The 23,665-nt window shown below is 70.1% G+C and carries 20 protein-coding genes; 12 read left to right on the plus strand and 8 right to left on the minus strand.

The window, feature by feature from the left end; translation table 11 throughout:
* Positions 1 to 19 precede the first annotated feature (19 nt).
* Positions 20 to 2,173 carry a thiamine pyrophosphate-dependent enzyme gene (locus AB7M35_RS05060; protein WP_453957749.1) on the plus strand — a complete coding sequence of 718 codons (2,154 nt, stop codon included), beginning with the start codon at positions 20 to 22 and terminating at the stop codon, positions 2,171 to 2,173.
* Between the two features lies 1 nt (position 2,174).
* Entirely contained in the window at positions 2,175 to 3,749 is a 1,575-nt protein-coding gene (locus tag AB7M35_RS05065; RefSeq protein ID WP_453957751.1) for an indolepyruvate oxidoreductase subunit beta family protein, read from the plus strand.
* Between the two features lie 49 nt (positions 3,750 to 3,798).
* On the opposite strand, the gene AB7M35_RS05070 is transcribed toward AB7M35_RS05065, so the two are convergent.
* A complete protein-coding gene (locus AB7M35_RS05070; protein WP_453957752.1) occupies positions 3,799 to 4,548 on the minus strand; it encodes a class I SAM-dependent methyltransferase in 750 nt (249 codons plus the stop codon).
* Positions 4,549 to 4,734: 186 nt separating this feature from the next.
* Between AB7M35_RS05070 and AB7M35_RS05075 the strand changes: the two genes are divergently transcribed.
* Entirely contained in the window at positions 4,735 to 5,136 is a 402-nt protein-coding gene (locus AB7M35_RS05075) for a VOC family protein (RefSeq protein ID WP_453957753.1), read from the plus strand.
* Positions 5,137 to 5,149: 13 nt separating this feature from the next.
* On the opposite strand, the gene AB7M35_RS05080 is transcribed toward AB7M35_RS05075, so the two are convergent.
* The 3 genes from AB7M35_RS05080 to AB7M35_RS05090 are packed head-to-tail and all read right to left on the minus strand — an operon-like array spanning position 5,150 to position 8,872.
* A complete protein-coding gene (locus tag AB7M35_RS05080) occupies positions 5,150 to 7,372 on the minus strand; it encodes a xanthine dehydrogenase family protein molybdopterin-binding subunit (protein WP_453957755.1) in 2,223 nt (740 codons plus the stop codon).
* 10 nt (positions 7,373 to 7,382) lie between these two features.
* Positions 7,383 to 8,399: an FAD binding domain-containing protein gene (locus AB7M35_RS05085; protein WP_453957756.1), complete on the minus strand. Its 1,017-nt coding sequence runs from the start codon at positions 8,397 to 8,399 to the stop codon at positions 7,383 to 7,385.
* A complete protein-coding gene (locus AB7M35_RS05090; RefSeq protein ID WP_453960613.1) occupies positions 8,396 to 8,872 on the minus strand; it encodes a (2Fe-2S)-binding protein in 477 nt (158 codons plus the stop codon). Before AB7M35_RS05090 ends, AB7M35_RS05085 begins: the two co-directional genes overlap by 4 nt.
* 306 nt (positions 8,873 to 9,178) lie before the next feature.
* Here AB7M35_RS05090 and AB7M35_RS05095 point away from each other — a divergent pair, with 306 nt between their 5' ends.
* From AB7M35_RS05095 to AB7M35_RS05115, 5 genes are all read left to right on the plus strand, one after another.
* A complete protein-coding gene (locus AB7M35_RS05095) occupies positions 9,179 to 9,742 on the plus strand; it encodes a LemA family protein (protein ID WP_453957757.1) in 564 nt (187 codons plus the stop codon).
* Between the two features lie 46 nt (positions 9,743 to 9,788).
* A complete protein-coding gene (locus tag AB7M35_RS05100) occupies positions 9,789 to 11,831 on the plus strand; it encodes a DUF2207 domain-containing protein (protein ID WP_453957758.1) in 2,043 nt (680 codons plus the stop codon).
* Positions 11,832 to 12,022: 191 nt separating this feature from the next.
* The gene (gene xth / locus AB7M35_RS05105) at positions 12,023 to 12,805 is read left to right on the plus strand and encodes an exodeoxyribonuclease III (protein WP_453957759.1); all 783 of its coding nucleotides are present in this window, start codon (positions 12,023 to 12,025) and stop codon (positions 12,803 to 12,805) included.
* Positions 12,806 to 12,845: 40 nt separating this feature from the next.
* The gene (locus tag AB7M35_RS05110) at positions 12,846 to 13,253 is read left to right on the plus strand and encodes a GFA family protein (RefSeq protein WP_453957760.1); all 408 of its coding nucleotides are present in this window, start codon (positions 12,846 to 12,848) and stop codon (positions 13,251 to 13,253) included.
* A gap of 24 nt (positions 13,254 to 13,277) precedes the next feature.
* Positions 13,278 to 13,556, plus strand: coding sequence for a hypothetical protein (locus tag AB7M35_RS05115; protein ID WP_453957761.1), 279 nt, complete (start codon positions 13,278 to 13,280; stop codon positions 13,554 to 13,556).
* Between the two features lie 97 nt (positions 13,557 to 13,653).
* Here AB7M35_RS05115 and AB7M35_RS05120 read toward each other — a convergent pair whose 3' ends face one another.
* Positions 13,654 to 14,469 carry a tetratricopeptide repeat protein gene (locus AB7M35_RS05120; RefSeq protein WP_453957762.1) on the minus strand — a complete coding sequence of 272 codons (816 nt, stop codon included), beginning with the start codon at positions 14,467 to 14,469 and terminating at the stop codon, positions 13,654 to 13,656.
* Between the two features lie 867 nt (positions 14,470 to 15,336).
* Here AB7M35_RS05120 and parE point away from each other — a divergent pair.
* Positions 15,337 to 17,412, plus strand: a complete 2,076-nt coding sequence (gene parE, locus AB7M35_RS05125) for a DNA topoisomerase IV subunit B (protein WP_453957764.1) — start codon at positions 15,337 to 15,339, stop codon at positions 17,410 to 17,412.
* A 6-nt stretch (positions 17,413 to 17,418) separates the two neighbouring features.
* On the opposite strand, the gene AB7M35_RS05130 is transcribed toward parE, so the two are convergent.
* The 3 genes from AB7M35_RS05130 to tpiA form a co-directional block, all read right to left on the minus strand.
* Positions 17,419 to 17,979 (minus strand): hypothetical protein, encoded by a 561-nt coding sequence (locus AB7M35_RS05130; RefSeq protein ID WP_453957765.1) that lies wholly within the window; start codon positions 17,977 to 17,979, stop codon positions 17,419 to 17,421.
* A gap of 32 nt (positions 17,980 to 18,011) precedes the next feature.
* A complete protein-coding gene (locus AB7M35_RS05135) occupies positions 18,012 to 18,716 on the minus strand; it encodes an alpha/beta fold hydrolase (RefSeq protein ID WP_453957766.1) in 705 nt (234 codons plus the stop codon).
* 141 nt (positions 18,717 to 18,857) lie between these two features.
* Positions 18,858 to 19,601 (minus strand): triose-phosphate isomerase, encoded by a 744-nt coding sequence (gene tpiA / locus AB7M35_RS05140; protein WP_453957768.1) that lies wholly within the window; start codon positions 19,599 to 19,601, stop codon positions 18,858 to 18,860.
* A 172-nt stretch (positions 19,602 to 19,773) separates the two neighbouring features.
* Here tpiA and AB7M35_RS05145 point away from each other — a divergent pair, with 172 nt between their 5' ends.
* From AB7M35_RS05145 to trpC, 3 genes are all read left to right on the plus strand, one after another.
* On the plus strand, positions 19,774 to 21,672 hold the full coding sequence (locus tag AB7M35_RS05145) for a SurA N-terminal domain-containing protein (protein ID WP_453957770.1): 1,899 nt from the start codon (positions 19,774 to 19,776) through the stop codon (positions 21,670 to 21,672).
* Between the two features lie 154 nt (positions 21,673 to 21,826).
* Entirely contained in the window at positions 21,827 to 22,840 is a 1,014-nt protein-coding gene (gene trpD / locus AB7M35_RS05150; RefSeq protein WP_453957771.1) for an anthranilate phosphoribosyltransferase, read from the plus strand.
* A 3-nt stretch (positions 22,841 to 22,843) separates the two neighbouring features.
* Positions 22,844 to 23,665: an indole-3-glycerol phosphate synthase TrpC gene (trpC, locus tag AB7M35_RS05155; protein WP_453957773.1), complete on the plus strand. Its 822-nt coding sequence runs from the start codon at positions 22,844 to 22,846 to the stop codon at positions 23,663 to 23,665.

Raw genomic sequence — 23,665 nt, forward strand, 5'->3', positions numbered from 1 at the left:
CGCAGGACGGGGTACGCTGATGGCTGAACGGTCGTTTGCCAAGGAAGTCGAAAAGCTCCGTCTTGGTGCCGGGGAGGATTTTGCCGGCGAAGGCATCCTCGCGGTCACCAAGGCCCTGCTCCAGTCCGGCGTGGGCTACGTCGCCGGCTATCAGGGCGCGCCGATCTCGCACCTGATGGACGTGCTGGCGGACGCCCAGGACATCCTCGCCGAGCTCGGCATCCGCTTCGAATCCAGCGCCAACGAGGCCACGGCGGCGGCGACGCTCGCCGCTTCCGTCCACTACCCGATCCGCGGCGCGGTCACCTTCAAGTCCACCGTCGGCATCAACGTCGCCTCCGACGCGCTCGCCAACCTGTCGTCGGGCGGCGTCAAGGGCGGCGCGCTGATCATCGTCGGAGAGGACTACGGCGAAGGCTCCTCCATCATGCAGGAGCGCAGCCACGCCTTCGCGATGAAGTCGCAGATCTGGCTGCTCGACCCGCGGCCGAACCTGCCGAAGCTGGTCGACATGGTGGAGAAGGGCTTCGAGCTGTCGGAGGCGAGCGCCACGCCGGTGATGCTGGAGATGCGGATCCGCGCCTGCCACCTGACCGGCCACTTCACCGCCAAGGACAACGTGCGCACGGCGATGACCACCGCCGACGCGCTCAATGCCCCGCGCCGGGACACCCAGCGCATCGTGCTGCCGCCGGCGAGCTTTGGCCACGAGCAGGACAAGATCAAGGTCCGCTGGCCGGCCGCCGTCGACTACATCAAGCGCAACGGGCTCAACGAGGTCTTCGGCCCCGAGACCGGCGACGTCGGGATCGTCCTGCAGGGCGGCATGTACAACGGCGTCATCCGCGCCCTGCAGCGCCTCGGGCTGGCCGATGCCTACGGCAAGACCGACGTGCCCCTCTACGTCCTGAACGTCACCTACCCGCTGATCGACGACGAGTTCCTGGAGTTCGCCCGCACCAAGCGCGCGGTCCTGGTGGTGGAGGAAGGCCAGCCGAACCACATCGAGCAGGCCTTCGGCGCGATGCTGCACAAGGCCGGGCTCGGCACGGTTCTCGCCGGCAAGGACCCCTTCCCGATGGCCGGAGAATACACCGGCAGCGTGATGGTCGCAGCCCTCCGCCGGTTCGTGTCCGACCATGCGCCCAGCCTCCTGTCCGACCGCTACCGGGCCCCCAACGAGCCCGACACCAGCGACCAGGAGCAGATCCTCGCCGACAACCTGCCGGCCCGTCCGCCCGGCTTCTGCATCGGCTGCCCGGAGCGGCCGATCTTCGCCGCCATGAAGCTGGTGGAGCAGGAACTCGGCGAACACCACATCGCGGCCGACATAGGCTGCCACCTGTTCGCCGCCCTGCCGCCCTTCAACATCGGGGCGACCACCATGGGCTACGGGCTCGGCCCAGCGTCGGCCTCCGCCTTCAACGTGAAGGCCGACAAGCGCTCGATCTCGGTGATGGGCGACGGCGGCTTCTGGCACAACGGCCTGTCCAGCAGCATCGCCAACGCCGTCTACAACGAAAACGACAACGTCATCCTCGTCGTCGACAACTACTATTCGGCCGCGACCGGCGGCCAGGACATCCCGTCCAGCCGCGCCGAGAACCGCAGCCGCTCCACCAACCACCCGATCGAGGCGGCCGTGCGCGGCGTCGGCGTCAACTGGGTGCGCACCCTCGACCGCACCTACGACGTCACCAAAATGCGCGCGACCCTCAAGGAGGCGCTGTCCTCGCAGGACCCCGGTCCGAAGGTCATCGTCGCCTCGTCCGAATGCATGCTGAACAAGCAGCGGCGCGAGCGTCCGCTGGCGCAGAAGGCCATCGCGTCGGGCACGCGCACCGTGAAGCAGAAGTTCGGCGTCGACGAGGACGTGTGCACCGGCGACCACGCCTGCATCCGGCTTTCCGGATGCCCCTCCCTCTCCGTCAAGCGCCTCGACGATCCGCTGCGCGACGACCCGGTGGCGGCGATCGACCAGAACTGCGTCGGCTGCGGCAACTGCGGCGAGGTCGCCGAGGCGGCGGTTCTGTGTCCCTCCTTCTGGCGCGGCGACATCGTCCACAACCCCGGCCGGCTGGAACGCCGCATCGCGCGGCTCAGGACGCAGATCGTCGGCTGGCTCCAGGAGCGCCGCGCGCGCGGCCGTCTGACGTTCGAGAGGGTCGCCTGACATGAACGCCATGAACCGCGACATCGTCGATCCTCCCGTCGACGCCGCCGTCATCAAGCTCGCCATCCTGGCGATCGGCGGCCAGGGCGGCGGCGTGGTCACCGACTGGGTGGTCGCCACCGCCGAGCGCAACGGCTGGGTCGCCCAGGCGACCAGCGTGCCGGGCGTCGCCCAGCGGACCGGCGCCACCATCTACTATGTCGAGATGACCCGCACCGACGGGCGCCAGCCCGTGCTGGCGCTGTCGCCATCCGCCGGCGACATCGACATCGTCGTCGCCGCCGAACTGATGGAAGCCGGCCGCGCCGTCCAGCGCGGCTTCGTCACCCCCGACCGCACCACGCTGATCGCCTCGTCCCACCGGGCCTTCGGCATTCTGGAGAAGTCCGCGCCCGGCGACGGGATCGGCGACGGCGGCGCGGTGTCCGGCGTCCTGAGAAATGCGGCGCGCCGGCTCATTCTCGACGACATGGAGACCGTCGCCCAGAAGAGCGGATCGGTGATTTCGGCGAGCCTGTTCGGCGCGCTGGCCGGATCCGAGGCGCTGCCCTTCCCGCGCGAAAGCTACGAGGAAACCATCCGCGAGAGCGGCAAGGGCGTCGCCGCCAGCCTGAGGGCGTTTGCCGCCGGCTACGACATCGCCCGCGCGCCCCGCGACGAGGCCGCGGCCGACGCGCCGTCGGGCCAGGCACCGGCCGCCTTCGACGCCGGTCCGTCAGGCCCGTCGGACCTAGTCGACGCCTACACGCGGCTGCTTCGCCGCGTCGACACTGAGTTCGCGTCCGCCGCCCGGCCGATGCTCCTCGCCGGCCTCCAGAAGGTCGTCGACTATCAGGACATCGCCTACGGCGCCGACTATCTGGACCGGGTCGCCGACATCGCCCGCCTCGACGACGCGTCGGGCGGCCTGGACCTCACGATCGCCGCGGCCAAGTACATCGCCAACGCCATGGCCTACGACGACGTGATCCGCGTCGCCGACCTGAAGACCCGCAAGGCCCGCTTCGAGCGGGTGCGGGCCGAGGCGCGCGCCACCGACGACCAGGTGCTGACGATCACCGAGTACATGCATCCGCGCGGCGAGGAAGTCTGCGGCATGCTGCCCGCCCGCCTAGGCGCCGCCATCGAGGCCCGCCCGGCCACCCTCGCCTGGCTCGACCGGCGGGTGAACAAGGGCCGGCGCGTGCGCACCGACACCGTGTCGTGGTTCGTGATGCTCTATCTGCTGGGCGGAATGCGCAGGTTCCGGCGCGGACTTCTGCGTCACCGGCACGAGAGCGCGCACATGGAGGCGTGGCTGAACACCGTGCGCGCCACCGTTGCGCAGAACTACGCGCTCGCGGTCGAGATCCTGAAGTGCCGGCGGCTCATCAAGGGCTACAGCGACACCCACGCCCGCGGCGTCTCCAAGTACGACCGGGTGCTCTCCGCGGTGCCCATGCTGCTCGACCGCGAGGACGGCGCCGACTGGCTGCGCCGGCTGCGCGAGATCGCCCTCAAGGACGAGAGCGGCAGCGGCATCGACGGCGCGTTGCGGATGATCTCCGAGCTCGACCGGCCGGTCGCGGCGGAATAGCGCTCAAGGCGCCCCTTCGGCCATCGGATCGATCGGACGGCAGGGGCGCCTACTCCGCCGGCGCGCCACCCGAGACCAGCCGAAGCACGGGTCGAGCGGGCGTGGGCGACGGGGGCATCCTGCGCGACGTGCGCTCGAAGGCGCGCGGACCGGCCGCGCCGGCGCGGCCGACGACGCACAGCGCCGGGTTCGGCGACAGCTCCAGACGGTGGCAGGCGACGTCCACGAACCCCGCCTCCCGCATCTCGTCCGCGAGCTCCTCGGCCCCGCCCAGGAGTTCGGCGTCGCCCACCTTGCGCAGGCGCGGCTGGTAGACGACGACCAGCCGGCCGCCCTCGGCGAGCAGCTCTCCGATCATGTCGAACGCCTGGATGCGGTCCGGCAGGAAGTGGACGACGTTGACCATCATCGCGGCGTCCAGGGGGCCGTCCTCGCGCCGCAGCGTCTCCAGCCCGCCGAGCCGGAAGACCACCCGCCCGTCGTCGACGGCGCGGCGGTTGCGCCAGTCGGCCTGGCGGATCATCTCGATCGAATGATCGAGGGCCAGCACCTGGCCGGCCCCGGCCTCCAGGGCGAAACGCACGCCGACGCCCGGTCCGCACCCGAACTCCAGCAGCCGGTCACCGGCGTCGAGCGCGAGCTGCTCGACCGCCCAGCGGATCCGCTTCCGGTTGGAGGGGCGAAACCCCATGACGAGACCGGCGGTCTTGCCGAACTTCCCGGTGGGGCGCCGAAACTGCGCGATCACGAACCCGCGTGCGCGGCCGGCGAGCTCGTCCAGCCCCAGCGTGCGCGGCACCAGCCGCCAACCTTGCGCAACACGACATTGCATTCGTCCGCCCCCCGGCACGGCATCAGACCACCCAACGGCCCCTGGCCGCAGGACACGCTTCTACATGAACCAAGTTGGGTGCGACGGGAAAATTGCCAGATGCGAAATGCTCCGTCACCCTGCCTGCGGGTGAAAAATCAGGGGTTCAGGACAATGCCAGGCACGGCCATTCCCACCATGCGCTACGCCGACGCGCCCGCGATGATCGACTGGCTCTGCCAGGTCTTCGGATTCCGGAAGCAACTCGTGGTGGAGGACGGAGGCGGCGGGATCTCCCACGCGCAGCTGGTCCTCGGCGACGGGATGATCATGCTCGGGAGCGACGCCGACAACGCCTTCGGCAAGCTCCAGTCGACGCCCGCGCGGCTCGGCGGTGTCACCCAGAGCGCCTATCTGGTGGTCGCCGACGTCGACGCCATCGCGGTGAAGGCGGAAGCCCTGGGCGCCCGCATCGCCCTTCCCCCGCGCGACGAGGACTACGGCGGGCGCGGCTGTTCCTTCTTCGACCCGGAGGGTCACCTCTGGAACATCGGCACCTACGATCCCTGGGCGTGACCGCGCCGCCGGGTCAGTGCCCGGCGGAACCGCCCAAGATCTTGTCCACGGTGATCGGCAGGTCGCGCACCCGCACGCCGGTCGCATGGAAGATCGCGTTGCCGACGGCGGCCGCCGTGCCGACCACGCCGATCTCGCCGACGCCCTTCACCCCGAGCGGGTTCAGCTCGTCATGCTCCTCGACGAACACCACGTCGATGTCGGCGACGTCCGCGTGGGCCGGGACATGGTAGTCGGCCAGGTGATGGGTCACGAAGCGGCCCAGCGCGTGGTCGATCACCGCTTCCTCGTGCAGCGCCTGGCCGAGGCCGAACACCACGCCGCCGAGGATCTGGCTGCGCGCCGTCTTCGGGTTGATGATCCGCCCCGCCGCGACGGCACTCACCACCCGCGTCACCCGGGCCACGCCCACCTCCTCATCGACCCGCACCTCGACGAAGACCGCCGAATGGGCGTAGCCGGAGTTCGGGCTGTCGTCGGGTGAGAAGTCCACCTCCACCGACATCTCGCGCCCGGCCGCCTCGGCGATCGCCTCGAGGCTCACCGCCTCCGACGTGTCGGCCGCGCGCCGCAGCGAACCGCCGGAGAACACCACCTGCTCGCTCCCGACGTTGGCGAGCGGCGAGCCCTCGATGCGGCGGGCCGCCTGGACGAGCTCCTCCTTGAGGGCCTCGCACGCCTTGACGATCGCCGAGCCCGCCGAGGCCGCCGTCGCCGAGCCGCCCTCGACGAACGCCTTGGGCAGCCGGGAATCGCCGATCCTGACCTCCACCTGGTCCATCGACACGCCGAACGCGTCGGCGGCGATCTGGGTCAGGATGGTGTAGGTGCCGGTGCCGATGTCGGCGGTGGCGGTGCCCACCTCCAGCATTCCGTCGGCACGCAGCGCGGCGCGGGCGCTGGTGGGGAACATCATCGCCTCCCAGCACCCCGTCGCCATGCCGTAGCCGATCAGCTCCCTGCCCTCCCGCATGGAGCGCGGCGCGGCCGTCCGCTTCGACCATCCGAACCGTTCCGCGCCCTGCCGGTAGCAGGCCTTCAGCTCCTTGCTGGAGAACGGCTTGTCCTCGTTCTGGTCGCGCTCGGCGTAGTTCCGGAGCCTGAGCTCGACGGGGTCGAGACCCACCTCGTAGGCGAGCTCATCCATCGCTGTCTCCAGCGCGTACATGCCCGTCGCGCCGCCCGGCGCCCGCATGTCCAGCGGCGTCACCGTGTCGATCTGGGTCAGGCGGTGGGCGAGCCGCACGTCGGCGCACCGGTAGAGCAGCCCCGACCAGTCGACGACCGTCTCGGTAAAGTCCTCGTAGCGCGACGTGCCGGCGAGCGCATCGTGGATCACCGAGGTGAGCCGGCCATCCCGGTCCGCGCCCAGCGCCACGCGCTGCAGGGTGTCCGGCCGATAGCCGAGCGTGAACATCTGGTCGCGCGTCAGCGTCACCCGCACCGACCGCTCCATAGAGAGCGCCGCCATCACTGCCAGGAACAGCTGGTACTGGGGCCGGAGGCCCGAGCCGAAAGCGCCGCCGACGAAGGGCGACAGCACCTGGACCTTGTCCTCCGCGAGGCCGAAGACGTTGACGACGAGGTCGGCGCTGTTCCGCGCGCCCTGCGTCTTGTCGTAGACCGTCAGCGTCCGCGGCCCCTCGTAGGCCACCGTCGTGGCGTGCGGCTCCATCGGATTGTGGTGCTCGATGGCGATCCGGTAGCGATTGTCGACCTTCGACGGCGCCTTCGCGAGCTCGTTCTCGGCGGAGCCGCGCACGATGTCGCCCTCGCCGTCGTCGGGGTCGTACGCCTGCCCGGTCACCGCGGTGACGTCCGTCTGGTGCGGCTGGAGCTCGTAGTCCACCTTCACCAGCGCGGCGGCATAGGTCGCCGTCTCGAAATCCTCCGCAACCACCAGGGCGACCGGCTGTCCGCTGAACTGAATCCGGTCGTCGCGGAGTGGGCGGAACGGCGTGCCGTCGGGGGCGACCATGTCCTTGAAGTCGGAGGTGAACCAGTCCTCCTGCGGCCGGTTCTCGTGGGTGAACACTCGGACCACGCCGGCGACCGCCTCGGCCGCCGAGATGTCGATGGCGCGGATCCGGCCGCGGGCGATCGCCCCCGACACCGCCACGCCGTGCAGCAGGTCAGGCGCCGCGAACTCGCCCGCATAGGTCGCGCTGCCGGTGACCTTGGCGCGGCCGTCGATGCGGCGCTGGGCGGTTCCGACGAAGGGAACGGACTGGGTCATCGGAAAACCTCTACTGGATGCGCTTGTCGGTCTGGCTCTGGGGCGTCCCGGCGGCGGCCTGGGAGAGCGCGCGCACGATGGCGCGGCGCGCCAGATCGACCTTGAAGGTGTTGCCGGGCACGGGGTCGGCGCCGGCGAGGAAGATGTCGGCGGCGGCCGCGAAGGTCTCCGCGGTGGCGGGCTTGCCGCGCATCGCCGCCTCGGCCTCCTGGTCGCGCCACGGCTTGGCGGCGACGCCGCCCATGGCGAGCCGCGCCTCCGCGACGGTGTCGCCGTCCATCTCCAGCGCCGCCGCCACCGAGACCAGCGCGAACGCGTAGGAGAGCCGGTCGCGGATCTTCAGATAGCTGTAATGCTCCGGAAATCCCGCCGCCGGCAGGTCGACGGCGACGATCATCTCGCCGTGCTCCAGCGACGTCTCGATCTGCGGCGTCTCGCCCGGCAGCACGTGGAACGCGTCGAGCGGGATCGACCGGGCGCCGTCCGGGCCCTCGACCCGAACGGTCGCGTCCAGCGCCGCCATCGCCACGCACATGTCGGACGGATGGGTCGCGATGCAGCGCTCGCTGGCGCCGAGGATCGCGTGATAGCGGGCAAAGCCCGTCTTCGCCGGGCAGCCGCTGCCGGGCTCGCGCTTGTTGCACGGCGTGGCGGTGTCGTAAAAATAGGAGCAGCGGGTGCGCTGGCGCAGGTTGCCGCCGGTGGTGGCGGAATTCCTCAGCTGCGGCGAGGCGCCCGCCAGCAGCGCGCTGGACAGCAGCGGATAGCGGGCCTCGACGCGAGCGTCGTAGGCGATGTCGGTGTTGCGCACGAGGGCGCCGATCGACAGGCCGCCGTCCGCCGTCTCCTCGATGCGGTCGAGCGGCAGCCCGGTAATGTCGACCAGGCGGGTCGGCCGCTCAACGTCGTACTTCATCAGGTCGAGAAGGTTCGTGCCGCCGGCGATGAAGCGCGCGGTCTCGTCGCGGGTAAGCTCGGCCACCGCCTCGCCCACGTCCCGCGCCTTGGTGTAGCTGAACGGCCTCATCGCCCGTCTCCTTCACGCTGATGCGCAATCACGTCCTCGATGGCATCGGCGATGTTCACGTAGGCGCCGCAGCGGCAGAGGTTGCCGCTCATCAGTTCCCGGATCTCGGCGCGCGTGGTGGCCTTGCCCTCGTTGATGAGCCCCGCCGCCGAGCAGAGCTGGCCGGGCGTGCAGTAGCCGCACTGGAAGGCGTCGCGCTCGATGAAGGCTTCCTGCAGCGGGTGCAGCTCGTCGCCGTCGGCCAGCCCCTCGACGGTGGTGACCTCCGCGCCGTCGGCCATCACCGCCAGCGTGAGACACGAATTGATGCGCCGCCCGTCGACGAGCACGGTGCACGCGCCGCACTGGCCGTGGTCGCAGCCCTTCTTCGTGCCGGTCATCGACAGGGTGTTGCGCAGCAGGTCGAGCAGGGTCGTCCACGGCGCGACCTCGAGGCGCCGTTCGCTGCCGTTGATGCGGACCGCAACCGTCATCCGCTCGGGCGGAGGCGCTGGATTGGTGGCGCTCACGTTCGACCTCCGTGGAGTTTGATGTCGTGGAAACCGGCGCCACACTCGGCTGTCGAGGCGCTGCCCGGTTCCGTCAGGTGGGGCTTGATGAGTGTGTAACGCTTCCAAACTGGAGGCGTTCCTTCCCGCCCCTCTTTCGCGGCGCGCCGGCTTCCGGGCTTCCGGCCGGACCTGCCATCGCCTACAACCGTCGGGACAGACCGGAGCCGGACGGCGCCCGGCCGGGCGAGCCGGCACGCGCATCCGGCCAACAGCCGTGGGGTCGTGCTTATGGGAACCTGGATCGTCGTCGGCGTGATCGCCCTTCTCGCGATCTTCGCCATCCTTCTCTACAACCGGCTCGTCGCCGCCCGCGCCCAGGTCGACGAGGCGTGGTCCGACATCCAGGTGCAGATGAAGCGCCGCTACGACCTCATCCCGAACCTCGTGGAGACGGTGAAGGGCTACGCGTCGCACGAGCGCGAGACGCTCGAGGCGGTCATCCAGGCCCGCAACCAGGCGGCGGCCAACACCGGCTCTCCCGAGAGCCAGGCGCGGACGGAGAACATCCTGTCCGGGGCGCTGGGCAAGCTGTTCGCCCTGTCGGAGGCCTATCCGGACCTGAAGGCCGACCAGAACTTCCGCCAGCTCCAGGACGAACTGACCCAGACCGAAGACCAGATCTCGCGGTCGCGGCGCTTCTACAACGGCTCCGTGAAGGCCTACAACGTGATGATCCAGTCCTTCCCGGCGAACCTGTTCTCCCGCTCCCTCGGCTTTTCCGAACGCGAGTTCCTGGAGTTCGACGACCCGAAGGTGGCCGAGCCGGTGGCCGTCGATTTCGGCAGGTCCTGACCGACCGCTCCCGACCATCCGCAACGCTGCTCGAGAGGGACCGCCCGTGTCGCGTCGCCGCCTGATTGTCCTCGCCGTCGCCGTCCTCGCGCTCGTCGCCCTGCAGCCGCAGGCCTGGCGGCCGCTGCTGCAGGGGGAAACGACCTGGGCCGGCGCCGCCTCCCGCCTCGTGGCCGGCGTTCCGTCGATCGTGACACCCGCGCGGGCGGCCACGCCGGCCGGGCTGGCGCCCCTGCCCTCCGGCCCCGCCAGCGGCCCCGAGCGGATCCGCTTCTTCCGCAGCGAGATCGCGCTCGACGACACCGGGGCCATCGACGTGACCGAGACCATCCAGGTGGTGGCGCGGGGCGACGAGATCCGCCGCGGCATCTTCCGCGTCATCCCGCTCACCCGCACGATGGGCCTCGGCCGGGTCCGCGCCGACTTCGACCTGAAGTCCGTGACCCAGAACGGCGCGCCGGCGACCTACTCGGTGACCGTGGAGGAGGGCAAGGCCCAGATCCGCATCGGCGACGCCGACGTGTACCTGGAGCCGGGCGTCTACACCTATCGGCTCGTCTACCGGATGACCAAGCAGGTCGGCTTCTTCGACACCTACGACGAGCTCTACTGGAACGCGACCGGCGACGAGTGGGCCTTCCCGATCGATACCGCCCAGGCCATCGTCACGCTGCCCGACAGCGCCGAGGTCATCTCCACCTCCGTCTACACCGGCGGCTTCGGCGACAGCGACCACGACGCGACGGTCTCCACCGGCCCCGGCGAGGCGACCTTCGCCACCACCCGCCCGCTGCCTGCGCAGGCCGGCATGACCGTCGCGGTCGCCTTCCCCAAGGGCATCGTGCCGGCACCGTCCGCCCTCGCCCGCCTGCTCGGCGATCCGCTGACGGCCATCATCTGCATCGTCGGCATGCTCGCGACGCTCGCCTACTTCCTCTACGCGTGGAACAAGGTCGGCCGCGATCCGCCGCTCGGACCCATCATCCCGGTCTACCGGCCGACCATTCCGCCCCACGCGATGCGCTATCTCGACAACCTGGCCTACGACACCAAGTGCCTGGTCGCGGCGCTTCTCGATCTCGCCGTCAAGGGCCACGTCGAATTCGCCGAGGGCGAAGGCGGCAAGACGCTGACGCTCACCCGGGTCGGTCCGGGGCGGGCGGAGCCGAGCCCGGGCGAGGCCAAGGTGCTGGCCAAGCTGTTCGCCGAGATCGGCGATTCCGTCAGCCTGTCGAAGACCGATTCCGTGGTGCTGGCGAAGGCCAACACGACGCTGAGCTCGTTCCTCTCGGGCCGTTTCCTGCGCCGGCATTTCGACACCAACTTCGGCTGGTGGATCGTCGGCGTGGCGATCGCGGCCGTCACCTGGATCGCCAGCGACATCACCGGCGCCGATCCGGTCGCGGGCGCCGGCTTCAGGCTGTTCGCGCTGGCCGCCATCATCGGGCTGGTCGTGGCGGGCACGCTGGCTCTCAAGAGCTGGTGGCAGGTGTTCCGGCGCAAGTGGACCAGCCTGCCGCCGGCGCTCTTCTTCAGCTTCTTCACCGCCGTCGCGCTGGTCTTCTCGCTCGGCGGCGGGCTGCTCCTGATCGGCGAGGCCGGCCTCGTCGCCGGTCTCGCGCTCATCGTCACCGCCATCGTCCCGCCGGTCTTCTTCCGGCTGATGCAGCGGCCGACCAGCGCCGGCATCGACGCGATCCGCGAGATCGAGGGCACCCGCCTCTATCTGACCGTGGCGGAAGCCGACCGGATGAAGTTCCACAATCCGCCGGACCGCACCTTCGAGCACTTCGAGGCGCTGCTGCCCTATGCGGTAGCGCTGGGCGTGGAGACCGCCTGGACCAACCAGTTCGCCCACCTGGTCGCGGCCGGCACCATGGTCGCCCCGGTCTGGTACCACGGCTACCATGGCGGCGCCTGGACGCCCGCCGCGCTGAGTTCGGTCTCCGACGGGATCGGCTCCGGCATTTCCCACACGGTCAACCAGGGCATCTCGTCGATCCGCTCGGCAAGCTCGGGGTCGTCGGGCTCGTTCGGCGGCGGCTTCTCCGGGGGCGGCGGTGGCGGCGGCGGTGGCGGCGGCTGGTAGGCGGCCAGGGCCCGCTCGCCAAGCGCTGGGCGCGACACCCGGTCTCGGGCGCGCCCGCCATTGAACCTTCCGCGCGTCCGGCGGGTTCTCGGGAACACCGCGCGGTCTTGCGCGAGAGCATGGCGGCGCGCCACCCTTGCGCCGACAGATTCGGCGCCGTCGGGCGCGCCTATTGAAACAGCGGGGCTTCCGTGAAGATCGCGACCTGGAACATCAACGGCGTGAAGGCACGCCTCGACACCGCGGTGCGCTGGCTGGGCGAGGCGGAGCCGGATGTCGTCTGCCTGCAGGAGATCAAGTCGGTCGACGAGGGCTTCCCGGGCGAGGCCTTCGAGCGGCTCGGCTACAACGTCACCACCCACGGCCAGAAGGGCTTCAACGGGGTCGCGATCCTGTCGAAGCGCCCGCTCGAGGACGCGGTGCGGGGGCTCGACGGCGCCCCGGACGACGTTCAGGCCCGCTACCTGGAAGGCGTTGTGCCGACCGAGAACGGCGGCATCGTCCGGGTCGCCAGCATCTACCTGCCGAACGGCAACCCGATCGACACCGAGAAATTTCCCTACAAGATTGCCTGGGCGGAGCGGCTGATCGCCCGCGCGGAAGCGCTGCTGGCGCTGGAGGAGTTCACCGTGCTCGCCGGCGACTACAACGTCATCCCGGAGCCGATCGACGCCAAGAACCCCGAGGCCTGGGTGAACGACGCGCTGTTCCAGCCGGAAAGCCGCGCGTTCTACCGGCGCCTGCAGGCGCTCGGCTTCGTCGACGCGGTGCGCGCCACGACCGACGAGCCGAGCTACACCTTCTGGGACTACCAGGCCGGCGCCTGGCAGCGGAACAACGGCATCCGGATCGACCACATGCTGCTGTCGCCCCAGGCGGCCGACAAGCTCGACGGGGTCACGATCGACCGCCACGTCCGCGGCTGGGAAAAGCCGTCGGACCATGTGCCGGTGATCGTCACGCTGTCGGTCTAGCCCCGCCGCCGGGCGGCGCGGCGCGTTCAGGAGGGTTACGATGAGCGAGACCCATACCGGGGGCTGTCAGTGCGGGGCGATGCGCTACGTCCTCTCCCACGCGCTCCACGATACCGCCCACTGCCATTGCCGCATGTGCCAGCGGTCGGTGGGCGCCACCTTGGTGACCTGGACCTCCGTGCCGCGCGACGCCTTCGCGTGGACCACGGGCGCGCCGGCGGCCTACCGCTCCAGCCCGTCCGCGACCCGTACCTTCTGCCCCACCTGCGGAACCTCCCTCACCTTCGACCTCGACGGCGACGCCATGATCGACGTGACGGTGGCGAGCCTCGACGACCCGGATGCGGCTCCGGCGGACCGGAACATCTGGACGGAGTCCCGTCTCCGCCTCATGAAAGGGTTCGACCGGGAGCTTCCGGACCTGGCCCAAGAAACCCCTTCGGATTGACGAAAATCGCGCTACACTCTTCGGATGTGGACCCGGCTGATCCTCGTTCCTGTGGTGGCGGTCATCCTCGCGACGGCGGCGGATGCGCAGTCGGACATTCCCTGCTGGTGCCGTGACAACGCCGGCCAGCACCCGCTCGGAACGATCCTCTGCATGCGCGTGGGCGACAAGGAACGCCTGGTGCGCTGCGAGCGCGTCCAGAACAACACGTCCTGGCGCACCCTGTCGGAGGGCTGCCCGACGGCGGCCACGTCGCCGGGCCCGATGGTCACCCCATGGCCGCAGGCGAACGCTCACCTTTAAGGTTAACGAATCCCTGCAAACTCTTGTCAATTTTATCGAATTGACCAGAACCTGAAGCGAAATCCAACCCCGAGACAGCGCCCCGGATCGCGCCGGCCTACTGACCCTTCCGGGCGCCCAGCCACGCGTCGGCGAGCTGGGTGGCGCGCTTGCGCTCGTCGTCGGAGGCGCGGGCGAAGGCCTTCTCCTGGCGCTCGTTGATCCACTCGCTGTCCGGACCGCTCGCGGTCTGGCGGGCCACCGTCAGCCACATCAGGCCGGTGACCGGCCGGCGCGGCAGCTCGTCGCCGAAGAACAGCAGGTCGCCCAGCAGCGCCTGCGCGCTCGGGTTCCCCTTCTCCGCCGACAGCTTCAGCCAGCGCGCGGCGAGGCGCGGGTCGCGCTCCGCAACGCCGTTTTCCAGATACATCTGGCCGAGGCGGTACTGGGCCTGGGAGTTGCCGAAGTAGGACGCCGCGTAGGTGTAGAGGTTGCGCGCCCGTTCGACGTTCGGCTTGACCGCGCTGTCCTTGATGCCGGTCAGGTAGTAGTCGCCGAGTTCGATGAGCGCGTCCGCCACGAACGGCGCCTGCGGCGAGTTCGGGAGTTCGTCCACGTGGGCGTTGGCGACGCGGCTGAAATATTCGAACGCCTTGAGGTCGTCCTCGTCGACGCCGTCGCCGTCGGCGTACATGCGGCCGAGCTTCCACTGGGCCATGGTGTGGTCGCTCTCGGCCGCCGTGCGCAGCTTGTCCAGCGCCACCGCCTTGTCGCCCCGGTAGTAGGCCCGCACGCCGTCCTTGAAGGTGTCGATCATCGACGTCTTCGGCGCCGGCTCGGGCACCTTCGGGTCGGCCGCGTGGAGATCGGCCGTCTGCAATGTCAGGAACACGCCCGCGAAGAACGCGCAGGCGACGTACTCATAGGTGCGCATGGCAACCCGTTTCCGACTCAACACCGGAGAGTGGCCGCGCCGCTCCCCAGGCGATCTCAGCGATCGCTCGTCAAACCAAGGCGTCCCCCCACTTGCAGTCGATGTCCCGGCGGCGCCCTCGGCGCACGGCGCCGGGGCACAAGGCCCCAGGCCGGAACGGCGCCAGCGCGCCGGCCCGGAGAGCCGGCCGAAGCCGCCCTCCCGGAGGGGCGCCTGGCGCTTTCCCGATTGATGGCGCGGGTTTTCGGCAAATATGCGGCCGAGCGCACCCGATGCGCCGGTCGCGGCCGGGGCCGACGCCAGGGCGCGTGCTTGCCCGGCCGCCTCGCGGCGGCCTGCACGGCGCTCCATCCATTCGTTGCGTACGACCGACACCACCCAGACCTTCGTTCGTCTTGCGAAACGGGAGTCGTTCCGCCGGCTCGTTTTCCTCCGCGAAGAAGTACGGCCGTTGTTCGCCATCACCGGTCGGCTTGGTTTGTGGCACAAAGGCGGCGAATACCACTCGGGTCGGCCTCGCTCTGCATCACGGCCGGGGAGCTGTTGCAAAGACATCACAAGCTGTGGCCGCGCGGCGGCAACTTCGTGGTCGCCCGCCCGATGCATGGCGGGATTTTGCGCGTATGCGTCCCCCAGGCGCGCGCACCGCTGACGCGCCCTCCCGGAGCCGCGGCGCCTCCCTGGGCCATCCCATATTCCCTGCGCGGGCTTGTCATCGGGCGCTCGCCGGGCGACATCCGGGGCCGGCACGCCGCCTGGGGTCGACGAAGCATCGGCATCGGTTCGACTCGGGCGCGTACCGTGCGAAACTCGACGACGTGATTCGCTTCCCGGACCACGCCCCTTTCGAACTGGATCCGACTGCCCATGTCGAATAGCGACGACCTGTTCAACAGCGTGCCTTCCAACCCCGCGCCGCGCCAGCCCGCGCCGGCGGCGGCCCAGCCACGCCGGACCGCCGCACGGCCCGCGGCGAGCGCGCGCCGCACGACGCCGCTGCCGCAGGAGACCGACGCCAGCTATTCGGCGGCCGACATCGAGGTCCTGGAAGGGCTGGAGCCTGTGCGCCGCCGCCCCGGCATGTACATCGGCGGCACCGACGCCAAGGCGCTGCACCACCTGTTCGCCGAAGTCCTCGACAACTCCATGGACGAGGCCGTCGGCGGCCACGCCACCCGCATCGAGGTGCACCTGGACTCCGACGGCAGCCTGTCGGTGACCGACAACGGGCGCGGCATCCCGGTCGAGCCGCATCCGCGCTTTCCCGACCGCTCGGCGCTGGAGGTCATCCTGACCACCCTGCACGCCGGCGGAAAGTTCGGCTCCAAGGCCTACGAGGCCTCGGGCGGCCTGCACGGCGTCGGCGTCTCCGTCGTCAACGCCCTGTCGTCCCGCCTCGACGTGGAGGTCGCGCGCGGCCGCCGGCTCTATCGCCAGAGCTTCGAGCGCGGCCACGCCGTCGGTCCGGTGGAGGACTGCGGCGAGGTCATGAACCGGCGCGGCACCACCGTCCGCTTCCTCCCCGATCCCGAGATCTTCGGCACCAGCCTCCACTTCGACGCCGCCCGCGTCCTCAGGATGGCGCGCGCCAAGGCGTACCTGTTCGCCGGCGTCGAGATCCGCTGGAGCTGCGCGCCGGAGTTCGTGCGCGGCGACGACGTGCCCCAGGAGGCGGTGTTCCGCTTCCCCGGCGGCCTGTCCGACTATCTGGAAGAGCGCATCAAGGGCGAGCGGCGCGCCGTCGACGGGGTGTTCTCCGGTCGCGCCGGCGAGAGTGGCCGCCACGGCGGCGTCGAATGGGCCGTCGGCTTCGTGCTGTTCGACGGCTTCCTGCAGTCCTACTGCAACACGGTGCCGACGCCGGAGGGCGGGACCCACGAACAGGGGCTTCGCGCGGCGCTGCTGAAGGGCCTGAAGGCCCACGCCGAGCGCATCGGCCAGAAGAAGGCCGCCCAGGTGACCGCCGACGACCTGATGTCGCTGTCGGCCGGCATGCTGTCGGTGTTCGTGCGCGAGCCGGAATTCGTCGGCCAGACCAAGGACCGGCTGGCCTCCGGCGAGGCCGTTCGGATCGTCGAGCAGGCCATCCGCGACTCGTTCGACCACTGGCTCGCCGAGGACCCGACCCGCGCCGCGCAGCTGCTCGACACCGCCATCGAGCGCGCCGACGAGCGCCTCAAGCGCAAGCAGGAGCGCGACGTCCAGCGCCGCAGCGCAACCCGCAAGCTGCGCCTCCCCGGCAAGCTCGCCGACTGCACCGCCGGGCAGGCGGCTGGCACCGAGATCTTCATCGTCGAGGGCGACTCGGCCGGCGGCTCGGCCAAGCAGGCGCGCAACCGCGCCACCCAGGCCGTGCTTCCGCTGCGCGGCAAGATCCTCAACGTCGCCAGCGCCGGCCGCGACAAGCTCGCCCAGAACCAGCAGCTCGCCGACCTGATGCTGGCGCTCGGCTGCGGCACCCGGGCCGCCTTCAAGCTCGAGGACCTGCGCTACGAACGGATCGTCATCATGACGGACGCCGACGTCGACGGCGCCCACATCGCGGCGCTGCTGATCACCTTCTTCTACCGGGAGATGCCGGGCATGATCCACGGCGGCCGGCTGTTCCTCGCCGCCCCGCCGCTCTACCGCATGACCCAGGGCACCAAGACCCTCTACGCCCGCGACGACGCCCACCGCGCCCAGCTGCTGGAAGAGGAATTCGACCCGAAGAAGAAGGTCGACATCGGCCGCTTCAAGGGTCTTGGCGAGATGCTGCCCGCGCAGCTCAAGGTCACCACCATGGATCCGAAGTCGCGCACGCTGCTGCGCGTCGTCGTGGACGAGGACCTGGAAGAGACCACCGACCTGGTCGACCGGCTGATGGGCAACAAGGCCGAGGCGCGCTTCGCCTTCATCCAGGAACACGCCGAGTTCGCCGACCTCGACGCCCTCGACGTCTGATCCGGGTCAGCCGCCCGGCGGGCCCGCGTCCATGATCCGGGCCCATGGATCCGGCCGGGCCGGATCGTCCGCCCGGGCGGGCGCGCGGTGCCGGAAGGTGACGTTCACCCGGGTCGAGCGGACGAAGTAGCCGCACAGCAGCGCACAGGCGACGCCGCCGAGGATCACGGAGGCGACCACCGCGCCGGTCATGACGTCGTCGCCGAAGGTCGGCGACAGGCGCTGTCCGGTCGGCCCGCGGAGATGGAAGGTCGCGGCGGCCAGCACGACCGCCAGAAACCGGACGACGAGAGCCGGCACGATGATCGCACCGAAGATCGGCGCCCGGGCGAACCCGATGAGCGCCACCCCGGCGAGCATCAGGGCGGCGACCGCGTCGAAGCGGGCGACCTCCCGCGCATGCGCGCCGAACATCGCCGCGTAGCCGGCCGGAACGGGCAGCACGAGTTCCACAAGGGCGGCAAGCCCGCCCAGCACCAGCAGGACCAGAACGACGCGAAGCCAGCCTTTCACCCCGTAAAGCGGGTGGCTCTCGGCTTCGTTCGTCGACAGGTGCCGCCAGTCCATCGGCGCTCTTTCCGCAAGGCCAGGGGCGCCCCTCAGAAGCGGGGCAGCTTCAGGAATTCCGCGATGGCCTCGGCCACCGCTTCGGGCTGTTCCAGCGTCGTCAGGTGGCCGGCGCCGGGGATGGTCACCAGCTGGCTCTGGGACAGCGCCTCGTTCATCTCCTCGGCCGCATCCGGCGGCGTGATCGCGTCGCTGTCTCCCACGACGATGAGCGTCGGTGTCTCGATCGCATCGACCAGTCCCGAGACGTCGCGACGCCCGAGCAGCGCCGTCTCCTGGGCGATGAAGTCCTCAGCGCCGGTCTCCTCCGCCATGATCCGGATGATCCGTCCGAGATCGGCGTCGTTGACGTGGTCGGGGTGCAGCAGGCGCGGGATCAGCGTCTCGACCACGTCGTCCATCTCGCCGTTGCGCGCCTTCTCGATCAACGCGCGCCGGCCATCCTTCTCCGCCTCGGTATCGGGCCGGATCTTGGTGTCGAGAAGCACCAGCTTGCTGACCAGGTCCGGCGCCCGCAGGGCGATTTCCAGCGCGATGTAGCCGCCCATCGAGAGGCCGCCCAGGGCGAAATAGGACGGCGCCTCCGAGAGCACCTTGTCGACGATGCCGTCCATGGTGTCGGGGCCGCGAATGTCCGCGACGTGGATGTCGGTGCGCCCTTCGAGCGCGTGCACCACCGGTTCGAACAGGAGGTCGGTGCAGGCGAGCCCGGGGATCAGGACGAGGGGTCCGAGCATGGCGTGGTCGCTCCCTTGGATGCCGGTGCCCTGGGTCCCATCGACCTCAACGCACGCGCGCGTTCGTTTCTAACACCTGTGTGCGGCTGGAAGGCGGGACAAGGGCGGAGAACCGGGTCCCGGATCGCCCGCCCTGCCCGGTCACGCCGCCCTGGCGATCCCCAGGAAGTCGCTGGCCTTGAGGCTGGCACCCCCGACGAGCGCGCCGTTGACGTGCTCGACGGCCAGAAGCGTCGCCGCGTTGTCGGGCTTCACCGAGCCGCCGTAGAGGATCTTGATCGCCGACCCGTCGGATCCGAATCGATCCTCCAGCGCGGCGCGAATCGCGGCGTGCACCTTGGCGACGTCGTCGACGGTGGGCGTGCGGCCCGTGCCGATCGCCCAGACCGGCTCGTAGGCGACGACGAGATTGCCGGAGGTCGTCCCGTCGGGGAGCGAGCCGGCGAGCTGGCCACCCACCACGTCGAGCGTGTTGCCGGCATCGCGCTGGGCCTCCGTCTCGCCAACGCAGGCGATGGCCACGAGGCCCGCGCGCCAGGCCGCCTCCACCTTCGCGTGGACCACCGCGTCGGTCTCGCCGTGATCGGCGCGGCGCTCGGAATGCCCGACGATGACGTGATCCGCCCCGGCGTCGGCCAGCATCTCAGCCGAGATATCGCCCGTATGGGCGCCCTTTTCGGCGGTGTGGCAGTCCTGGCCGCCGATCGAGACGCCGGTATCGCGGCATCGCTTCGCGAACGCCGCGACGAGCGTCGCCGGCGGGCACAGCAGCATGCCGACCGTCTCGGGCACGTCGGCCCGGCCCGCGATCACGGCTTCGAGCTCTCCGATCGAGCTGGCGAGACCATTCATTTTCCAATTGCCGGCGATAAGCGTGGACGTCACGCGGAACTCTCCTACCAATGCCTTGTGTGGGGCCAGAGAGCGGCCCACATCCGGACGTCAGGAAAAACCCTCGGCCGTGCAAAGTCCACACGCTTGCCGGGCGGTGTCGCGCTTTCTATGATCCGCGACCTCGACGAAGCCCTTCGAACCCTCAAACGGTCACCTTTTCCAAATGCTAACGCAAATGCGGCGCGGCGCCGGTACATGGGTCGCCAAAATCTTCATCGCCCTCCTCGTCGTCAGCTTCGGCATTTGGGGAATCGCTGACATCTTCCGCGGGTTCGGCGTGAACCAGCTCGCGAAGGTCGGCGACACCGAGATCACCGCGGTCGAATTCCAGCGGGATTACCAGCGCGCCGTCCAGCGCCTCAGCCAGCAGTTGGGCCGCCCGATCCCGGCGGACGAGGCGATCCAGTACGGCCTGCCCCAGCAGATCCTGTCGTCGCTGGCCACCGACGCCCTGCTGACGGATGCCGCCAACACCTTCGGCATCAACGTCGGCGACGAGCGCGTGGCCGAGCAGATCCGCTCCGAGCAGTCGTTCCAAGGCATCTCCGGCCAGTTCGATCGCAGCCGCTTCCAGCAGCTGCTGGCGAGCAACGGGATGACGGAGGACGCCTACATCGAGGACGAGCGCAAGCGGATGGACCGCCGGCAGCTCGTCGACGGGCTGTTCGGCGGTCTCGCGGTGCCGGCCCCTTACCTCGAGGCGGTCAACGAGTTCCGCAACGAGGAGCGCACGATCACCTATTTCGCCGTCAACCGGGACGACCTTCCCGCCCTCGCCGATCCGACCGACGAGGAGCTGACGACCTTCTACGACGCCAACAAGGCCCGGTTCGCCGCGCCGGAGTATCGCGCCCTGACGCTGCTGCGGCTCGATCCGCAGGCGCTCTCCGACCCCTCGGCGGTGACCGAGGACCAGGCGCGGGCCGAGTACGATCGCCAGACCACCCGGTTCGGAACGCCCGAGAAGCGGGCCGTGCAGCAGATCGTCTTCGACGACAAGGCGAAGGCCGAGGCGGCGGAGCAGGCCCTGCAGGCCGGCACGCCGATGGAGGAGATCGCCGCCGGCGCCGGTCGGACGATGGCCGACGTCGACCTCGGATCCGTCTCCCGCGACGCCATCATCGATCCGGCGGTCGCCGACGCGGCCTTTGCCATGTCCGAGCCGGGCGAAACACTCGTCGACGGGCGGTTCGGCACCGTGCTGGTCCGGGTCACCCAGATCGAGCCGGCCGACCGTCAGCCCTTCGCCGAAGTCTCCGACCAGATCCGCAAGGAGATCGCCGAGGACAACGCGCGCCGCGAGGTGCTCGACCTCTACGATTCCGTCGAGGATGCCTTCGCGGGCGGTGCGACGATGGCGGAGGTATCCGAGCGCTTCAGGATCCCGCTGACCCAGGTCGAGAGCGTGGACCAGGCCGGCAACGCCCCCGACGGCACCCCGGTGGAGCTGCCCTCGAAGGACGAGCTTCTGTCCGACGCCTTCGCCACCGAGGTCGGCGTCGACAATCCGCCGATCCAGGTCAGCCAGAGCGACTACGTCTGGTACCGCGTCGCCGACATCACCGCTGCCCGCGATCGTCCGCTGGACGAGGTTCGCGGCCAGGTGATCGCCGCCTGGACGGTCGACCAGTTGAAGACCCAGGCCGAGGACGTGGCCAAGGCGGCCGCCGAGCGCATCCGCGGCGGCGAGGCGATCGATGCGGTGGCCCAGTCGGTCGGCGCCGAGGTGAAGACCTCCCAGCCGTTCAAGCGCCAGGACACCCCCGAGGGCCTGCCCGCGAGCGCCGTTTCGGCCGCGTTCGAGGGACCGCAGGGTCACGTGGCGGACGTCGTGGCCGCCGACCAGAGCCACCTGGTGCTGCAGGTGACCGCCGTGAACAAGCCGGCGTTCTTCGCCGAGGCGTCCGACAACGAACCTGCCCGTCAGCGGCTGCAGCGCTCGCTCGGCGATGCCCTCGTCAGCGAATACGTGACGGCGCTGGAGCGCGAACGCGGCGTGACGGTCAACCAGCAGATGCTGAACCAGATCGTCGGCGTGCCCGCCGGCGGCGCCGGCTCGTAGGGCACTTCCCGGTCGGATCGAAACGATCTCGACGAGACGGAACTGCTCAAGGTAGTGAAACTGGAGCCGTTTCCCGTCGATCGGGCGCTTGCGCCGGATCGACGGGGGTCCGGTTGATTTCCCGCGCGGACAACCACGAAGGGAACAGCGGTCGATGTCCGATTTGAAGGGCCTGATCAACAAGGTGGCCCAGGGTGACGCGCTGAACCGCGCCGAGGCGCGCCGCGCCTTCGACATCATGATGTCGGGCGAGGCCACGCCGTCGCAGATGGGCGGCCTGCTGCTGGGCCTGCGGGTGCGCGGCGAGACGATCGACGAGATCGCCGGCGCGGTGGAGACCATGCGCGAGAAGATGCTGCGCGTGGTCGCCCCCGAGGGCGCCATGGACATCGTCGGCACCGGCGGCGACGCCAAGGGCACCTACAACGTCTCCACCTGCAGCGCCTTCGTGGTGGCCGGCGCGGGGATCCCCGTCGCCAAGCACGGCAACCGCGCGCTGTCCTCCAAATCGGGGGCGGCCGACGTGCTCGCCGCGCTCGGCATCAACATCGAGCTCGGCGCCGACGCCATCGGCCGCTGCGTGCGCGACGCCGGCGTCGGCTTCATGTTCGCGCCCGCCCATCACGCCGCCATGAAGCACGTCGGCCCGACGCGCGTGGAGCTGGGCACCCGCACGATCTTCAACATCCTCGGCCCCCTCTCCAACCCGGCCGGCGTGAAGCGCCAGCTCGTCGGCGTGTTCGACGGGCGCTGGGTGGAGCCCATCGCCCACGCCCTGAAGGAGCTCGGATCGGAGAAGGTCTGGGTGGTCCACGGCGCCGACGGGCTCGACGAGGTGACCGTCACCGCCGAGACGCACGTCGCGGCGGTGGAGGACGGAGAGGTCCGCACGTTCACCGTCACGCCGGAGGACGCCGGGCTGCCGCGCTGGCCGCTCGACCAGCTCATCGGCAGCGATGCTCACAAAAACGCCACAGCCCTGCGCGACGTGCTTGAGGGGAAGCCCGGCGCGTACCGCGATATCGTTCTGATGAACGCGGCCGCCGCCTTCATCGTCGCCGACCGGGTCGACACGCTCCGCGAGGGAGCGGCGCTCGCGGCAGAGATCATCGACAGTGGCCGCGCGCTGGACGTTCTCGGCAGGCTGGTGACGTCATCGAACGAGTGACCTATGACCGATATCCTGAGCAAAATCGAAGCGTACAAGCGCCAAGAGATCGAAGCCGCGAAAGAGGTGCGCCCCCTGGCCGCGCTGGAGGACCTGGCGCGTGACGCACCGGCGCCCCGCGGCTTCCGCGCCGCGCTGGAGGCCACCATCAAATCCGGCCGGCCGGGCCTGATCGCCGAGATCAAGAAGGCGAGCCCCTCCAAGGGCCTCATCCGCGAGGACTTCGATCCCTCCGCGCTGGCCACCGCCTACGAGGCCGGCGGCGCGACCTGCCTGTCCGTGCTCACCGACGAGCCGTCGTTCCAGGGCGCGCCGGAGTTCCTGCGCGACGCCCGCGCCGCCTGCCAGCTGCCGGTGCTGCGCAAGGACTTCATGTTCGACGTCTACCAGGTGTTCGAGGCCCGCGCCTGGGGCGCCGACGCGATCCTGGTGATCATGGCCGCCGTCGACGACGACACCGCGCTGCGGCTGGTCGAGACGGCCCACAACCTCGGCATGGACGCGCTGATCGAGATCCACGACGCCGCCGAGCTGGCGCGCGCCGCCGAGATCCCGGCCGCCGTCGTCGGCATCAACAACCGCGACCTCAGGTCCTTCGAGACGTCGCTGGAGATCACCGAGGCGCTGGCGCCGCACGTGCCGGGCAACCGGATGATCGTCGCGGAGTCCGGCATCTCGACGCCCGCCGACATCGCCCGGCTGACCGCCGTCGGCGTCGACGCGTTCCTGGTCGGCGAAAGCCTGATGCGCCAGTCCGACGTCGAGACGGCCACCCGCTTCCTGCTCGACGGCGCCACCGTCGGCGTGCGGCTCGCGGCCGAGTAG

The sequence above is a fragment of the Amorphus suaedae genome, assembly GCF_053629675.1.

Bases quoted from the DNA above. Each gene is read 5' to 3' on its own strand.
- AB7M35_RS05060 (WP_453957749.1), top strand. From the start codon at position 20: ATGGCTGAACGGTCGTTTGCCAAGGAAGTCGAAAAGCTCCGTCTTGGT.
- AB7M35_RS05065 (WP_453957751.1), top strand. From the start codon at position 2,175: ATGAACGCCATGAACCGCGACATCGTCGATCCTCCCGTCGACGCCGCC.
- AB7M35_RS05075 (WP_453957753.1), top strand. From the start codon at position 4,735: ATGCCAGGCACGGCCATTCCCACCATGCGCTACGCCGACGCGCCCGCG.
- AB7M35_RS05080 (WP_453957755.1), bottom strand. From the start codon at position 7,372: ATGACCCAGTCCGTTCCCTTCGTCGGAACCGCCCAGCGCCGCATCGAC.
- AB7M35_RS05085 (WP_453957756.1), bottom strand. From the start codon at position 8,399: ATGAGGCCGTTCAGCTACACCAAGGCGCGGGACGTGGGCGAGGCGGTG.
- AB7M35_RS05090 (WP_453960613.1), bottom strand. From the start codon at position 8,872: ATGACGGTTGCGGTCCGCATCAACGGCAGCGAACGGCGCCTCGAGGTC.
- AB7M35_RS05095 (WP_453957757.1), top strand. From the start codon at position 9,179: ATGGGAACCTGGATCGTCGTCGGCGTGATCGCCCTTCTCGCGATCTTC.
- AB7M35_RS05110 (WP_453957760.1), top strand. From the start codon at position 12,846: ATGAGCGAGACCCATACCGGGGGCTGTCAGTGCGGGGCGATGCGCTAC.
- AB7M35_RS05115 (WP_453957761.1), top strand. From the start codon at position 13,278: ATGTGGACCCGGCTGATCCTCGTTCCTGTGGTGGCGGTCATCCTCGCG.
- AB7M35_RS05120 (WP_453957762.1), bottom strand. From the start codon at position 14,469: ATGCGCACCTATGAGTACGTCGCCTGCGCGTTCTTCGCGGGCGTGTTC.
- parE (WP_453957764.1), top strand. From the start codon at position 15,337: ATGTCGAATAGCGACGACCTGTTCAACAGCGTGCCTTCCAACCCCGCG.
- AB7M35_RS05130 (WP_453957765.1), bottom strand. From the start codon at position 17,979: ATGGACTGGCGGCACCTGTCGACGAACGAAGCCGAGAGCCACCCGCTT.
- AB7M35_RS05135 (WP_453957766.1), bottom strand. From the start codon at position 18,716: ATGCTCGGACCCCTCGTCCTGATCCCCGGGCTCGCCTGCACCGACCTC.
- AB7M35_RS05145 (WP_453957770.1), top strand. From the start codon at position 19,774: ATGCTAACGCAAATGCGGCGCGGCGCCGGTACATGGGTCGCCAAAATC.
- trpD (WP_453957771.1), top strand. From the start codon at position 21,827: ATGTCCGATTTGAAGGGCCTGATCAACAAGGTGGCCCAGGGTGACGCG.
- trpC (WP_453957773.1), top strand. From the start codon at position 22,844: ATGACCGATATCCTGAGCAAAATCGAAGCGTACAAGCGCCAAGAGATC.